Here is a 15,195-nt window from a genome sequence, read left to right as displayed (position 1 = left end):
GTCACTGTAATCTTGCTCCTTTAGTCCGGCTGTCGAGTCCGGTGGAGCAATTGGGAGGATAGTAATGTTTAGAGGTAAACCAACAAAAGCAGGTCCGGTGACCGAATCGATCTCGGCTTCGCCGGGCATCGAAGGCGGAGCTGGAGCCAGCGCTCCGGTGCGCGCCGCCGACGCCGGCGCCGCTGACAGAAGCTGGCCCGTGACCGGCACCCCCTTCAAGAACCGTGCCGAGGCGACCTTCCTCGTCAGCGCTGCTGATACGCTTCTGCTGATTTCGCTGTTCCTGATCGTTCTTGGCGGCTATCACATCCACGCCATGCTCACCATGGGCGACTGGGACTTCTGGATCGACTGGAAAGACCGCCGCTTCTGGCCGACCGTTCTTCCGATCGTTCTCGTGACCTTCCCCGCCGCCGCCATCTATTATTTCTGGGAGCATTTCCGCCTTCCCTTCGGCGCGACGTTCTGCGTTCTCGGCCTTTTGGTCGGCGAATGGATCAACCGTTACGTCAACTTCTGGGGCTGGACCTACTTCCCGATCAGCCTCGTGTGGCCGACCGCGCTTGTTCCGATGGCGCTGTTCCTCGACCTCGTCATGCTGATCAGCGGCAGCTGGATCATCACGATGATCGTCGGCGCGATGGGCTGGGGTCTTCTCCTCTATCCGTCCAACTGGCCGATCCTTGCCCCGTACCATCTCCCCATGGAGCGTGAAGGCCTTGTGATGAGCCTCGCCGATCTGATCGGTTACGAGTATGTCCGCACCTCGATGCCCGAATATATCCGCATCGTCGAGCGCGGCACGATGAGGACCTTCGGTAAGGACGTCGTTCCGGTCGCGGCCTTCTTCTCCGGCTTCGTCTCGATCCTCGTGTTCTTCATGTGGTGGTATGTCGGCAAGCTGTTCTCGACCACCAAGTACATGGCCAAGATCTAATAAATCCAAGAAAATGGCCTGCCAAAGGCCAGTATAATTCAAACAATGCCACGGCTTAGCCGTGTGGGAGAGTTAGATGAAAACATCGTTGTTCAAAACACTGGCGCACCAGGTCAAGCGCCAGGCCGGAAGGCTCTTCGCCTTGGGTCTGGCGGTTGGCGTCGTCGCCTCGATGGCTTCGGCTGGTACGGCCGAGGCGCATGGTGAGAAGTCGCAAGCGGCGTTCCTTCGCATGCGCACGCTGAACTGGTACGATCTCAAGTGGTCCAAGACGCAGATCAACGTCAACGAAGAGTTCACGATCTCGGGCAAGCTTCATATCATGAACGCCTGGCCCGCGGCTGTCGCTGAACCGCGCGTCGCGTTCTTGAACATGGGCATGCCCGGTCCCGTCGCCGTTCGTAAGACCTCCTTCATCGGCGAACAGTTCGTTCCCCGTTCGATCGCTCTCGACAAGGCGAAGACCTATGCGTTCGCGATGACGGCCCGCGGCCGCCGTCCGGGCCGTTGGCACGTTCATGTTCAGCTGTCGGTTGAGACCGGCGGTCCGATCCCCGGTCCCGGCCAATATATCGAGATCAAGGGCAGCATGGCGGATTTCACCAATCCGGTCACCTTGCTGAATGGCGAGACCATCGACCTTGAAACCTACGGGATCAACAAGATCTACGTGTGGCACTTCCTGTGGATGCTCGCCGGCGCCGTTTACATCGGCTGGTGGTTCAAGAAGGGCGGCTTTGTCGGCCGGTTCAATGCGGTCGCCAATGGCGAACAAGACACCATCATTTCGCCCCAGGAACGGACGGCTGGCGCCGTTGTTCTCGCGGTGACCTTGTTGGTCATCATTGTTTCCTACGCGGTCACCTCGAGCCAGTATCCGAACACGATCCCGCTGCAGGCCGGCAACATCCGTAACCTGACCGCTCTTCCGGATCTCGATAGCGGCCTCAAGGTGAAGTATGTTCGCGGATCCTATCAGGTTCCCGGCCGTGAATTGGTGGCTGAATACATCATCACCAACAACGGCAAGGAGCCGGTGCGTATCGGCGAGTTCGGCACTGCCGGCCTTCGCTTCCTCAACCCTGACGTCTTCACGCAGAAGCCGGAATATCCCGACTATCTGCTTGCCGACAAGGGTCTGACGCTGAGCGACAACGCTCCGATCGGTCCGGGCGAAACCAAGAACATCACCGTCACCATCAAGGACGCTCGTTGGGACACGGAACGTCTCTCGGGTCTCGCCTATGACGTTGACAGCTCCTTCGCGGGTCTGATGTTCTTCTTCACCCCGAGCGGCGAGCGCTACCCGATCGAAACCGGCGGGTTCGTTATCCCGACCTTCCTCCCCGTCTAAGCAACTTCGCTTTGATGTGGTGGGTTAGTTAAACAACTCTTGTTTCCCCCGCTTAGGCCTTAGCGCGTAGGCGGGGGAAATGCATTTTGGGAGCTTGTTCAAATGCATGTGCGCGGTGCGGGCGGCCTCCTTCTCACGTTTTTCATGTCAGGCGCTTCGGCCTACGCCCATGGCGGGGTGAGTTTAGACAAGGATCGTTGCGTGCTGAGGATCGGGAGCGACCTCATGCACTTCACCGGATATCAGCCAAATCAGACCCAGCAGGAATTCTGCGAAGATATCCCGGTGGTAGGGCCAACCGTGATCGTGCTCGACGCCATAGACACCGAGCTGCGCGATATGACCACGGAAATACGGGTCATCAGGGATACGGTCGGCGGCATCGTCGCAAAGACGCCGGTCCTGGCCGACAACGAATTATCAAGCGAAAACCTCGATCCGCTCACAGTTTCGCATCTGCCCGCGAAACGCTATCCCAGCGGGACCGTGAATTTCGAACACGTGTTCACCGAAGCGGGAAAATATATTGGGATCGTCACCGTACGGAACGACCACGGTCAGGTCTATGTGTCGCAGTTTCCGTTTTCGGTGGGCCGTGGATGGGTTAAAACCGTTCCGATCTACCTGGGGGTGCTGGCGATCTTGATTGGCGGTCTCCTCGCTTATGCAAAGTTTTCGAACCTGTGGTTCGCGCCGAAGACCAAGCCTTGATCAAGTCTTGACCAAGCCTTGGTGACGAAGTCTTGATGAGCGAGACTTGACGTTGACGCCTCTGATATACAGGTGATGGACGAACTTGCAGCAGTAAACGCTTTAATCCAGACCCGCCGGCTTTCAGCGGGTTGTATATTTTTGTCCGGCTCCGACTCCGCGGGCAGGAATATGCTTCCGTCACAAGCATCCATCTCCTCTTATTAAATCGAGCAGGGACATGAAGGTACAATTGCCTCCCACGGTAAATAAATTCCTTGGCATCTTGCGGGCCGAGGAAGGGCCTGAAGTCTTGCCCCGGTCCGTTCCCCTGCTTGTCGCGAGCCTGACGTTTTTTGCAGTCGCGCAATTTTTAACGAAACTTTTCACTCATCCGCCTTTGCGCGCCGCCGGAATCGGACTTATCGGCGTAATCGTTCTTGCGGCGATTGCTTTCGCCTGCTCCCGTTTATTCAGGCGGGCCGACCGATTGCCGCAGATCTTGACGGCCATGGCGGCGGGGGGAGCCGCCGTCGCAATCGTCAATCTGGTGGTCCGGCTCCTGCTGAAGTTCGCCTTCCACGAAATGGACATGGATATTCTGCCGGTCGACAGCATTGTGAATTTTCTCGTGTTCCCGCTGTTTCTCTGGAATGTGCTTGTTTACGTTTCGATTTTCCGGCGGGGGCTTTCCGCGGGAATGATTTTGTCATTTGCGATGTCGTTTGCGCTGACCCTCGCGATCGTGTTCTGGATCCCCCTGCTCTTGAAGGTCTAGAGCGCTTTCCGATCGCATGAAATCATGCGATCGATCAGAAATCACTCCAGAGTCAAAGGCTTGAGCATAGTCTTCTCGATTGGATTGATTCACTCCAATCGGAATATGCTCGAGCGCTTTCCGATTGCATGAAATCATGCGATCGATCAGAAATCGCTCCAGAGTCAAAAACTTGAGCATAGTCTTGTCGATTGGATTGATTCACTCCAATCGGAATATGCTCGAGCGCTTTCCGATCGCATGAAATCATGCGATCGATCAGAAATCGCTCCAGAATCAAAAGCTAGAGCATAGTCTTGTCGATTGGATTGATTCAATCCGATCGGACTATGCTCCAGGCGGCAAGACTCTGGCGCAATCAAGCGGGATTGCGCCCCGTACATACCCGTCGCCCTCCAATGAAGCGCGGGCGACGGAAATATCGCGTCGCCGCTTCCCGAAATGCGATGACATTGGCCGACGCTTACGTCTTAATAGGCGTCACCTCGCCCGCCAGGTTGAGAAACCGGCGCGGCGCGCGGCACATTCAAGTTAGCGAGCGCCCATGGCCCGAATTCGCCGTTTGCTGGTGGCCAATCGGTCCGAAATAACCATCAGGATCTTCCGCGCCGCCTCCGAACTGGGCATCCGGACGGTGGCGATCTACGCCGAAGAAGACAAACTCTCGCTGCATCGCTTCAAGGCTGACGAAGCCTACCTGATCGGGCTCGGAAAAGGGCCGCTCGAAGCTTATCTTTCGATCGAGGAAGTGATCCGGGTCGCGAGAGAAGCCAAGGTCGACGCGATTCACCCAGGATACGGCTTTCTTTCCGAGAGCCCGGAATTTGCCGAAGCGTGCGCGCAGGCGGGGATCATCTTCATCGGTCCCAAGCCCGAAACGATGCGCCAGCTCGGCAATAAGGTCGCCGCGCGCAACCTCGCCATGTCTTGCGGCGTGCCTGTGATGCCCGCCACCCCGCCGCTTCCCGACGATCCGGACGAAGTGAAGCGCCTGGCGCGGGAGGTCGGCTTTCCAGTCATGCTTAAAGCCTCATGGGGCGGCGGCGGGCGCGGGATGCGGCCGATCGAGGACGAAAGCAAGCTTCTCGACGCGATCTCCAGCGCCAGGCGCGAAGCGAAGAACGCGTTCGGCAAGGACGAAGTCTATCTCGAAAAGCTGGTGCGCCGGGCCCGCCACGTCGAGGTTCAGATCCTCGGCGACAGTCACGGCAATCTCGTTCATCTGTTCGAGCGGGATTGTTCGGTTCAGCGAAGAAATCAAAAAGTTGTCGAGCGCGCCCCTGCGCCTTATCTTGACCAGAAAACCCGCGTTCTCCTCTGTGACGCCGCGCTGAAAATCGGCCACGCCACCCATTACGAGGGGGCGGGCACCGTCGAATTCCTGATGGACGCCGATACCGGCGCTTTCTATTTCATCGAGGTCAATCCGCGTATCCAGGTCGAACACACCGTGACCGAAGTCGTCACGGGATTAGATATCGTGAAAGCGCAGATCCGCATCGCCGAAGGCAAGCGGATCGGCCGCATCGAGGACACCGGCATCCCCGAGCAGGCCGACATCCGCCTCTCGGGCCATGCGCTTCAATGCCGGATCACGACGGAAAATCCGGAAAACAATTTCATCCCCGATTACGGGCGCATCACCGCCTATCGGGGCGCGATGGGTTTTGGCATCCGCGTCGACGGCGGCACCGCCTATTCGGGCGCGGTGGTGACAAGATTCTACGATCCGCTGCTCGAAAAAGTGACGGCCTGGGCGGCGAGCCCGGAAGAAGCGATCCGGCGCATGGACCGCGCCTTGCTCGAATACCGGATCAGGGGCGTCGCGACGAACCTCGCCTTTCTCCACAACATCATCAACCATCCCCGTTTCATCGCCAACGAATACACCACGAAGTTCATCGACGAGACGCCGTCGCTGTTCGACTTCAAGAAGCGCAAGGACCGCGCGACGAAGCTTCTGACCTGGATCGTGGACGTCACCGTCAACGGCCACCCTGAAACGCGCGGCCGCGCCCGCCCGCCCGCCACGGCGCGGGCGCCGGTCGCGCCACAGTTTTTCAACGAAGCCGTTCCTGTCGGCGCCCGCCAGCGTTTCGAGTCCCTCGGCGCGGAGCGGTTCGCGCAATGGATGCGGCAGGAGCAGCGGGTTCTCGTCACCGACACGACGATGCGCGACGCGCACCAGTCCTTGCTCGCGACGCGGATGCGCACCCGCGACATCGTCGCGGCGGCGGAAGCCTACGCCAAAACGCTGCCGCAGCTGCTGTCGCTGGAATGCTGGGGCGGCGCGACCTTTGACGTCGCGATGCGGTTTTTATCGGAGGATCCGTGGGAGCGCCTGGAGCTCGTGCGGGCGCGGGCGCCAAATCTGCTGACGCAAATGTTGCTGCGCGGGGCGAACGGGGTCGGCTACACCAATTATCCCGACAATGTCGTGCAGTATTTTGTTCGCCGGGCGGCTTTGGGAGTGGATCTTTTCCGCGTGTTCGATTGCCTCAACTGGGTGGAGAACATGCGCGTCGCGATCGACGCCATCTGCGTGACCGGCAAACTGGCCGAGGGCGCGATCTGCTACACCGGCGATATTCTCGATCCCGACCGCGCGAAATATTCGCTCAACTACTACATTGGAGTGGCGAAGGAGCTTGAAAGCGCCGGATGCCACATCCTGGCGATCAAGGATATGGCCGGGTTGTTGAAGCCCGCCGCCGCGCGCGTGCTCGTCAAGGCGCTGCGCGAGGAGGTCGGGCTGCCGCTGCATCTCCATACCCATGACACGTCGGGCATTTCGGCGGCGACCGTGCTCGCGGCCGTGGACGCCGGCGTCGACGCGATCGACGCCGCGATCGATTCGATGTCCTGCATGACCTCCCAGCCGTGCCTCGGCTCGATCGCGGCCGCGTTGCGCCATACCGATCGCGACACCGGCCTCGATCTTGAGGCGGTGCGCGCCCTCAGTTTCTACTGGGAAGCCGTTCGCCAGCAATATGCGGCGTTCGAGAGCGATCTCAAGGCGGGCGCCTCCGAGGTCTATCTGCATGAAATGCCCGGCGGTCAGTTCACCAACCTGCGCGAACAGGCGCGCAGCCTCGGCCTCGACCAGCGCTGGCACGACGTCGCCCGGGCCTACCGGGCGGCGAACGATCTGTTCGGCGACATCGTCAAGGTGACGCCTTCGTCGAAGGTCGTCGGCGACATGGCCTTGATGATGGTCGCGCAGGACCTGACCCCTGCAGACGTCGCCGATCCGCGTCACGACGTCGCCTTCCCGGGCTCGGTCGTCGAGATGCTGAAAGGCGATCTTGGCCAGCCCCCCGGAGGCTGGCCGAAGAACTTGCAGGCCAAGGCGCTGAAAGGCGAGAAAGCGATCGAGGTTCGGCCCGGCTCGCTGTTGCCGCCGGCTGATCTTGTCGCCGCGCGCGTCGAGGCCGAAAAGATCTGCGGACGTCATATCAGCGACGACGAACTCGCTTCCTATCTGATGTATCCGAAGGTGTTCGCCGAATTTTCGCGCACCATCGGCCGCTACGGACCGGTGTCCGTCCTGCCGACGCCCGTGTTCTTCTACGGCATGCAGCCCGGCGACGAGATTTCGATCGAGATCGAGCCGGGCAAGACGCTGGTGTTGCTGTTGCTGACCATTGGCGAGACCGACGAGGAGGGCCAGGTCAAGGTCTTCTTCGAATTGAACGGCCAGCCGCGCATCATCAAGGCGCCAAACCGCTCGGCGGCGGTGCAGGTCGTCGCGCGGCGCAAGGCGGAGGAGGGCAACGAGTCCCATGTCGCCGCGCCGATGCCGGGGTCGGTGTCGACCATCGCCGTGCGCGTCGGGCAGGAGGTCAAGGCCGGAGACATTGTCGCGACGCTCGAGGCGATGAAGATGGAGACCGTGCTGCACGCGTCGCGCGACGGCAAGGTCATCGAGATACTCGTGTCGCCGGGTCAGCAGATCGACGCGCGGGACCTATTGATGGTGCTGGGGTAGGGCGAACCCCTATTTCCCCGGCTTGCCGGTTTCAAGCAGATCCGGCCGCCGCTCCTGCGTGATCCGCAAAGCCTCCGCGCGCCGCCAGGCCGCGATCTTCGCATGGTCGCCCGAGAGCAGAATATCGGGGATCGGACGCCCTTCCCATTCGCGCGGACGGGTGTAGTGCGGATATTCAAGCAGACCGGCCTCGAAGCTTTCGTCTTCTCCGGACGCTTGCTTGCCCATGACGCCCGGCAGCAGCCGGACGCAGGCGTCGAGCACGACGAGCGCGGCGATCTCGCCGCCCGAAAGCACATAATCGCCGATCGAGATTTCCTCGAGCCCCCGCGCGGCGATCGACCGTTCGTCCACGCCCTCGAACCGGCCGCAGACCAGAACGATTCCGCCGGTGGCGGCGAAATCGCGCGCGCGCGCCTGGGTCAAGCGCGCCCCGCGCGGACTGAGCAGCAGGCGAGGGCGCGAATCGTTCGCGTCGAGCCCCGCGTCGAGGCTGGCGCAGAGCACGTCGGCGCGGATGACCATGCCGGGTCCGCCTCCGGCCGGAGTGTCGTCGACGGCGCGGTGGCGCCCGAGTCCATGCGCGCGGATGTCATGGACGTCGAGCGCCCAGACGCCGCGCGCCAGAGCGTCTCCGGCGAGAGAGCGCCCGACCGGCCCCGGAAACATGTCGGGATAGAGGGTGAAGACACTGGCTCGCCACATCAAACCTGTTCCGAGCATTGTTGTGCGTTTGAGCTAAACAAAAAGACCTCGTCCGATTAAAGTTCTATCGAAATTTGAAAGCCCACATGCGGACGCAAAGACGTTCTTTGGAGGCGATGATGGGCCATCACCGTGCAAATTTTCATATTTAGATTCATAGTTTGATTGTGAAAACGCTCAACGCTCCGTCAGCGTCAATTCGATCCTGCGGGCGTCGAAATCCGGCTCCGGCTCCTTGGATCCGTCCCTAGCCTGCGCGCGAGGCGGCTGGAATTCCCCGAACGCCCCCGCCACGAGCCGCTGCGGCGAAACCCCCCTCGCGATCAGATATTGAACGACGGCGTTCGCCCGTTCGAAGGACAGCGCCCAGTTCGAGGCGAATTGTTTTGAGCGCACCGGCGTCGAGTCCGCATGGCCGTCGACGCGCACGATCCAGGGGACGTCCCGCGGCATGGTCTGTTCGAGGCTCAGAACCGCGGCCGCGACCGCATCGAGGACGGCGCGGCCGCTGGCGTCGAGCGTCGCGGGGCGGGCGTCGAACAAAAGCCTTGAGGCCAGCACGAAGCGGCCGCCGCGGGCCCCGACGCCGGTTCGATCGCCAAGAGCTTCCGTCAGCTTGGCGAAGAAGTCCGCGCGGGCGCGGGCGAGACCGGCCGTTGTTTTTGGCGGCCCCTTGTCCTGGCGCGTCTCCGCGGCGGTGAGCTTGCCCTCGAGTTCGCGATTGCGGCTCTCCGCCGCCGCGGCCTCATCCTGCAGGGCGCGGAGCTGGCGCCGCAATTCCTCGATTTCCTGCGTCCGGGCGTCTGCCGTCTCGGTCGGATCCGCCGACGGCGCGGCTGCGGCGGCAATTGCCGGCGCCGGCTCTTTCGGCCTGAGCGGCGGGTTTGGCATGAACAGCCATGTCACGGCCAAGAAAAGCGGCAGCAGGATCGCGCCGGACCAAAGCATATAAGGAAAAAACCCCGGCATCCTGACCCCGGCCCGGCGGGCGATCGCGTAGACCATGAAGTTTGGCGCGTTGCCAATATAGGTGTTGGCTCCCATAAAAACCGCCCCGAGCGAGATCGCCGCCAGGGTCGGGGCGAGCGGCCCCATGAGCGTCGCCGGATCGCCGCCTGCAAGCTGGAAAAAAACAAGATAGGTCGGCGCATTGTCGAGAAAAGAGGAGAGGACGCCGGTCGTCCAGAAAAACACCGGATTGTTCGGCGTCCCGTCGGGGCGCGACAGGAGTTCAATGAGTCTCGCGAACGGCCCTTGCGCTCCCGCGTGGAGCATCGCCATCACCGGAACGATACAGACGAAAATCCCCGCGAACAGATAAGCGACCTCGCGGATCGGCTCCCATTCGAAGCCGTTCGCCTCCCGGTCGGCTTTGTTCGTAAGCGCGAGCGAGGCAAGGCCGACGCAGATCATCACGCCCTCGCGGACGATGTTTTGAAGTTCGAGCCGGACGCCGAGAATATCGAAGCCGGTTCCCGGCCGCCACAGTCCGCTCGCCACGATGGCGGCGATCGCGACGCCGATCAGCGCGATATTGACCGAGCCGCCGATGCGCAAGGTCTTGAGGTCCGCGGCGGCCGCCAGCGCCGGGCGGGCCTCCTCCGGGGTTCGCTCGCGGCGGAGAAAATACCGATCCATCAGAAAGAAGATCGCCAAAAGCGTCAGGCAGGCGAACAGGGTCGCGGGCCAGAGATTTTTCATCGTCCAGAAGAAGTCGACGCCCTCGAGGAAGCCGAGAAACAGCGGAGGGTCCCCGAGCGGGGTCAATGCGCCGCCGATGTTCGAGACGAGGAAGATAAAGAAAACGACGACATGGGCGTTCATGCGCCGGGATTCGTTGGCGCGGATGAGCGGGCGCAGAAGCACCATCGAGGCGCCGGTGGTCCCGATCAGGCTGGCGATCGAGGCGCCAAGGGCGAGGATCGCGCTGTTGACGACGGGACCACCTCTCAATTTGCCCGAGATATTGATCCCGCCAGCCGCCGTGAACAGCGCGAACAGCATCAGGATAAAGGGGATATATTCGAGGGCTATATCATGGACGACAGCCGTCGCCGCCTCGTGGACGCCGGCGACCGCGGCGAGGCCGGCCAGCGTCACGCCGGCCCAGAAGGCCGCCGCCTTGGCGTAATGGATATGCCACCATTCCTTGACGAGGAGCGGGCCGAAGGCGATGGAGAGAAGAATCCCTGCGAAGGGAAGGGCCAGCGGCCAGGGCAGATGCGCGCCGTCCAGCCCTGCGGCTGAGGCGGCCGCGGGTCCGGCGGCCGCAAGGAAAGCCGCCAGGGCCGCGCCAGCGGACCGGACAAAGGCAAATCGCATGACATCCTTTCCCGCCATGGCGAAGCTCAAGGAACCTTTACGATTGGCGTCGCAATGCGGCAAGGGCGAGGTCGCGCCGCATAGAGCATAGTCCGATTGGAGTGAACCCATCCAAACGACAAGACTATGCTCAAGCTTTTGAATCCGATGCGATTTCTGATCGACTGAATGATTACATTCGGCCGGACAGCGCTCCAGATTTTAGTTTTGTCGGCGCTTTTGTTCGAAGCCGGACGGCGCGAGGAGCGAGCCAGCGGCAAATCAGCGGGCGCGGCGAATTGTCGGCCGCGATTTTTCAGCTTGATCATGGCTGCGCATAAGTTTGTTTCGCACCGCCGCTTCCAATCTTCAGCCTCGCAAGATATTGACGAACCATCCCTCCGCTTCACGCGTTGAAGAGCCGGAGCGGTTTGACCAGCGCCCCAGACGATCGAGCGACAAATGACCAGTGCTGAACCGCTTGCCGACAAAGCCGCCGCCGGGACCGCGGACCTTGATCGCCTCTCGATCAACACGATCCGGACCTTGTCGATCGACGCCGTCGAAAAGGCGAATTCCGGCCATGCCGGCGCGCCGATGGGGCTCGCGGCCGTCGCCTATACGCTTTGGCAGAGGTTTGTGCGCTCCGACCCGGACGATTGCCTGTGGCCTAACCGGGACCGGTTCGTGCTTTCCTGCGGCCACGCCTCGATGCTGCTTTATTCGCTGCTGCATCTTGCCGGCGTCAAGGACGCCAAGGGGCTGCCCGCCGTGTCGCTCGACGACATCCGGCATTTCCGCCAGCTGGGTTTCCGCACCCCGGGACATCCCGAATATGGCTTCACGGCGGGGGTCGAGACGACCACGGGGCCGCTCGGCCAGGGCTGCGGCAACAGCGTCGGCATGGCCATCGCCTCGCGCTGGCTGGGCGCGCGCTACAACCGGCCCGATGCGGTTCTCTTCGATTATGACGTGTACGCGCTTTGCAGCGACGGCGACCTGATGGAGGGCGTCGCGAGCGAGGCGGCCTCGCTCGCTGGCCACCTTGGACTTTCTAATCTGTGCTGGATCTACGACAGCAATCATATCACTATCGAAGGCCGCACCGACCTCGCCTTCAGCGAGGATGTCGGCGCACGGTTCGAGGCCTATCAATGGCGCGTGCTGAGGGTCGCGGACGCCAATGATTCGGCGGCGCTCGTCGAGGCGCTGGACGCCTTCAAGGCGACGCAGGACCGGCCGACGCTCATCATCGTCACGTCCATCATCGGCTATGGCTCTCCGCACAAGCAAAGCACCGCGTCCGCCCATTCGGAACCGCTCGGGGCGGAGGAAGTCCGGCTGACGAAACGCGCCTATGGTTGGCCGGAGGACGCAGAATTCCTGGTCCCGGACGGCGTTTACGCCCATTTCGCGGAGGGCTTTGGCCGGCGCGGGCGCGAGCTGCGGGCGAAATGGCTTGCGACCTACGACGCCTACGCCCGCGCCGAACCCGCCTCCGCGAAGGAGATCAGCGTGATGCTCGCCCGCGAGATGCCGGAGGGATGGGATCGCGACCTTCCGGTTTTCCCGGCGGACGAAAAGGGGATCGCGACGCGGGAGGCCTCCGGCAAGGCGCTGAACGCGATTGCAAGACATTGTCCCTGGATCGTCGGCGGTTCCGCCGATCTCGCTCCGTCGACCAAGACATTGCTGACGTTCGAGGGCGCCGGCTCTCTCCAGGAGCGCGAACCTGGCGGGCGCAACCTGCATTTCGGCGTGCGCGAACACGCCATGGGCTCGGCCGTCAACGGCATGGTCCTGTCGGACCTGCGCGCCTACGGGGCGACGTTCCTCGTCTTCTGCGATTACATGCGCCCTCCGGTCAGGCTCGCCGCCTTGATGGACCTGCCCGCGCTTTTCGTATTCACGCATGATTCGTTCGGCGTTGGAGAGGACGGGCCGACGCATCAGCCCGTCGAGCATCTCGCCGGCCTGCGCGCGATTCCTGGCCTCGTGACCCTGCGGCCGGCCGACGCCAATGAGACCGTTGAAGCCTATCGCGTCATCATGAAGATGCAGAAAAACCCCGCGGCGCTGATTTTGAGCCGGCAGGCGCTGCCGACCTTCGACCGCACGGTCTACGCCTCCGCCGAAGGCGTGGCGCGCGGAGCCTATATCATGGCAGATTCGCCTGATCAGCATCCCGAAGTCATCCTGATCGGAACCGGCAGCGAGGTGCGGCTCTGCGTCGGCGCCTATGAGGCCCTGAAGAAAGAAGGAATTCGCGCCCGGGTCGTGAGTATGCCCTCCTGGGAGCTGTTCGAGAGGCAGGACGAAGCCTACCGCGCGAAGGTGTTGCCGCCCGAGGTCAAGGCCCGCGTCTGCGTCGAACAGGCGTCGACGCTTGGCTGGGACCGTTACGCCGGCGCGTCTGGTACGATCATAGGAATGCACAGCTTCGGCTCGTCCGCTCCCCTGAAAGACCTGCTCGGCAAATTCGGTTTCATGCCGGACAAGGTGGCGGACGCCGCGCGGGAGCAGGTCGCAAAGCACAAATTGTCCTGACGCGCCGCGAATTCCGACGCCGAACGAGGTCCTGCGATGCAAATAGGGATGGTCGGCCTTGGCCGGATGGGCGGCAATATGGCGAAGCGCATCTATCGCGCCGGGCATGAGTGCGTCGTTTACACCCGCAGCCAGGAGACGATCGCCGAATTCGTCCGCGAGGGGATGACCGGCGCGTCCGGCCTGTCCGATCTTGTCGCCAAATTGACGCCCCCGCGGGCGGTCTGGGTCATGCTTCCCGCCGGCGAGATCACCGAGTCGACGGTCGCGCAATTGCAGGAATTGCTCGTTGAGGGCGATTGCGTCATCGACGGCGGCAATACGTTCTACAAGGACGACATCCGCCGCGCCCAAGTCTGCCGGGATAAGGGGCTGGCCTATATCGATGTCGGAACCTCCGGCGGCATATGGGGCTTCGAGCGCGGCTATTGCCTGATGATCGGCGGCGAAAAGACGGCGGTCGATCGGCTCGACCCCATTTTCAAGGCGCTTGCGCCTGGCCGAGGAGCCATCGAGGCGACTCCAGGCCGCGCGAACCGCGATCCGCGCGCGGAGCAGGGATATATTCACGCCGGGCCAGCCGGGGCGGGGCATTTCGTCAAAATGATCCACAACGGCATCGAATACGGCCTGATGCAGGCCTATGCCGAGGGGTTCGACATTCTGCGCGGCAAGTCCAGCCCCAAACTGCCCGAAGCGGAGCGGTTTACGCTCGATCTCGCCGACATCGCGGAAGTCTGGCGGCGCGGCAGCGTCGTGTCCTCCTGGCTGCTCGATCTCAGCGCGATGGCGCTGGCCGAGGACGCCAATCTCTCGAATTTCACTGGCGCGGTGGAAGATTCGGGCGAGGGGCGGTGGACGGTGGAGGCGGCGATCGAGGAATCGACGCCCGTCAACGTGCTCGCCGCGTCGCTTTTCGCGCGATTCCGCTCGCGCCAGGACCATACATTCGCAGACAAGCTGTTGTCGGCGATGCGCTTCAAGTTCGGCGGCCATGTCGAACCGCCGGCTTCCGGTTAGCGAAGATTTCGTGCGCGGGATTTTAGCGCCATGATTCCCGGCCCGTTCGTCGACGTCGCCGAGAACGCCGAGGAAATGGCCGAACGGGCCGCGATCTGGCTGACGACGCAAGCTGCGCTGGCGGGCGAGCGGTGGAGCCTCAACCTGTCCGGCGGATCGACCCCGAAGCGGGTCTATGAGCTTTTGGGCGGCGCCGAATTGCGCGGCCGGATCGATTGGCGCAAAGCGCATCTCTTCTGGGGCGACGAGCGGTTCGTTCCGCATTCGAATCCGGACAGCAATTACAAGATGGCTTTTGACGCGATGATCGCGCATGTGCCGATTCCGGCGGCGCAGGTCCATGCGATCCGAACCGATGCAGATTCGCCGCAAGAGGCGGCGGATCTTTATGCCGCGGCTCTTCAAGACTATTATGGAAGCCGATCCATTGATCCCGAACGGCCGCTGTTCGACGTGACCCTGCTTGGTCTGGGCGATGACGGACATACGGCGTCGCTGTTTCCCGGCTCGTCCGCGCTCGAGGAGCGGCGCGCCTGGGTCGTCTCTGTCGTCGGGGTGAAGCCGGAGCCGCGCATTACGCAGACTTATCCCGTTCTGGGCTCGAGCAGAAATATCCTGTTCCTCGTCGCGGGCGCAGGGAAAAGAGAAATTCTCTCGTGCGTGCTCGGCGGCGATCTTTCTCTTCCCGCCGCCCGCATCGAGACGGCAGGCGCGATCCGCATCTTCGCGGACAAGGCGGCGATCAGCGCCGGCTGACGCCGTTCTCCCGGTGTCGGCGCGTATGATGTGACGCCATAAAATCCGCTGAATTTTTGGCTAGTTCATCAGGCGCGGTGGCGGCAAAGCTTATGCGGCGCTGCACAAGTTTAATTCTG

The 15,195-nt window shown here is 62.1% G+C and carries 10 protein-coding genes and 1 pseudogene; 8 read left to right on the top strand and 3 right to left on the bottom strand.

The genetic code is table 11. The annotated features are described in order from the left end of the window. Positions 1 to 97: 97 nt before the first annotated feature. The 5 genes from amoA to pyc all read left to right on the top strand — a co-directional run bounded on the left by amoA (position 98) and on the right by pyc (position 7,747). Positions 98 to 937 (top strand): bacterial ammonia monooxygenase, subunit AmoA, encoded by an 840-nt coding sequence (gene amoA / locus BM177_RS09960; RefSeq protein ID WP_425284387.1) that lies wholly within the window; start codon positions 98 to 100, stop codon positions 935 to 937. 76 nt (positions 938 to 1,013) lie between these two features. Then, on the top strand, positions 1,014 to 2,291 hold the full coding sequence (gene amoB, locus BM177_RS09955; protein ID WP_091681684.1) for a bacterial ammonia monooxygenase, subunit AmoB: 1,278 nt from the start codon (positions 1,014 to 1,016) through the stop codon (positions 2,289 to 2,291). Between the two features lie 102 nt (positions 2,292 to 2,393). Then, entirely contained in the window at positions 2,394 to 3,002 is a 609-nt protein-coding gene (locus BM177_RS09950) for a hypothetical protein (RefSeq protein ID WP_091681682.1), read from the top strand. Positions 3,003 to 3,222: 220 nt separating this feature from the next. Continuing rightward, positions 3,223 to 3,759, top strand: coding sequence for a hypothetical protein (locus tag BM177_RS09945; protein WP_139223583.1), 537 nt, complete (start codon positions 3,223 to 3,225; stop codon positions 3,757 to 3,759). A 544-nt stretch (positions 3,760 to 4,303) separates the two neighbouring features. Continuing rightward, on the top strand, positions 4,304 to 7,747 hold the full coding sequence (gene pyc / locus BM177_RS09940) for a pyruvate carboxylase (protein ID WP_091681676.1): 3,444 nt from the start codon (positions 4,304 to 4,306) through the stop codon (positions 7,745 to 7,747). A 9-nt stretch (positions 7,748 to 7,756) separates the two neighbouring features. Here the strand turns inward: pyc and trmD are convergent, their stop codons facing one another. The 3 genes and pseudogenes from trmD to BM177_RS09930 all read right to left on the bottom strand — a co-directional run. Next, positions 7,757 to 8,452 (bottom strand): tRNA (guanosine(37)-N1)-methyltransferase TrmD, encoded by a 696-nt coding sequence (gene trmD, locus BM177_RS09935; protein ID WP_091681830.1) that lies wholly within the window; start codon positions 8,450 to 8,452, stop codon positions 7,757 to 7,759. A gap of 177 nt (positions 8,453 to 8,629) precedes the next feature. Then, positions 8,630 to 9,343, bottom strand: a complete 714-nt coding sequence (locus BM177_RS21130; protein WP_244532247.1) for an OmpA family protein — start codon at positions 9,341 to 9,343, stop codon at positions 8,630 to 8,632. Next, a pseudogene (locus BM177_RS09930) lies at positions 9,344 to 10,774 on the bottom strand (sodium:proton antiporter); the annotation flags it as partial. Between the two features lie 441 nt (positions 10,775 to 11,215). Here BM177_RS09930 and tkt point away from each other — a divergent pair. The 3 genes from tkt to pgl are packed head-to-tail and all read left to right on the top strand — an operon-like array spanning position 11,216 to position 15,076. Then, positions 11,216 to 13,300 (top strand): transketolase, encoded by a 2,085-nt coding sequence (tkt, locus tag BM177_RS09920; protein WP_091681672.1) that lies wholly within the window; start codon positions 11,216 to 11,218, stop codon positions 13,298 to 13,300. A gap of 36 nt (positions 13,301 to 13,336) precedes the next feature. Continuing rightward, complete coding sequence (gnd, locus tag BM177_RS09915) at positions 13,337 to 14,320, top strand: phosphogluconate dehydrogenase (NAD(+)-dependent, decarboxylating) (RefSeq protein WP_091681669.1); 984 nt, start codon at positions 13,337 to 13,339, stop codon at positions 14,318 to 14,320. 30 nt (positions 14,321 to 14,350) lie between these two features. Then, the gene (gene pgl, locus BM177_RS09910; protein ID WP_091681667.1) at positions 14,351 to 15,076 is read left to right on the top strand and encodes a 6-phosphogluconolactonase; all 726 of its coding nucleotides are present in this window, start codon (positions 14,351 to 14,353) and stop codon (positions 15,074 to 15,076) included. The last annotated feature ends 119 nt before the right edge of the window (positions 15,077 to 15,195 follow it).

Origin of the sequence: Methylocapsa palsarum (assembly GCF_900114285.1) — a bacterium.
GTDB lineage: Bacteria > Pseudomonadota > Alphaproteobacteria > Rhizobiales > Beijerinckiaceae > Methylocapsa > Methylocapsa palsarum.
Note: the sequence above shows the minus strand (reverse complement) of the source record. Positions and strands in the feature narration are given on the sequence as shown.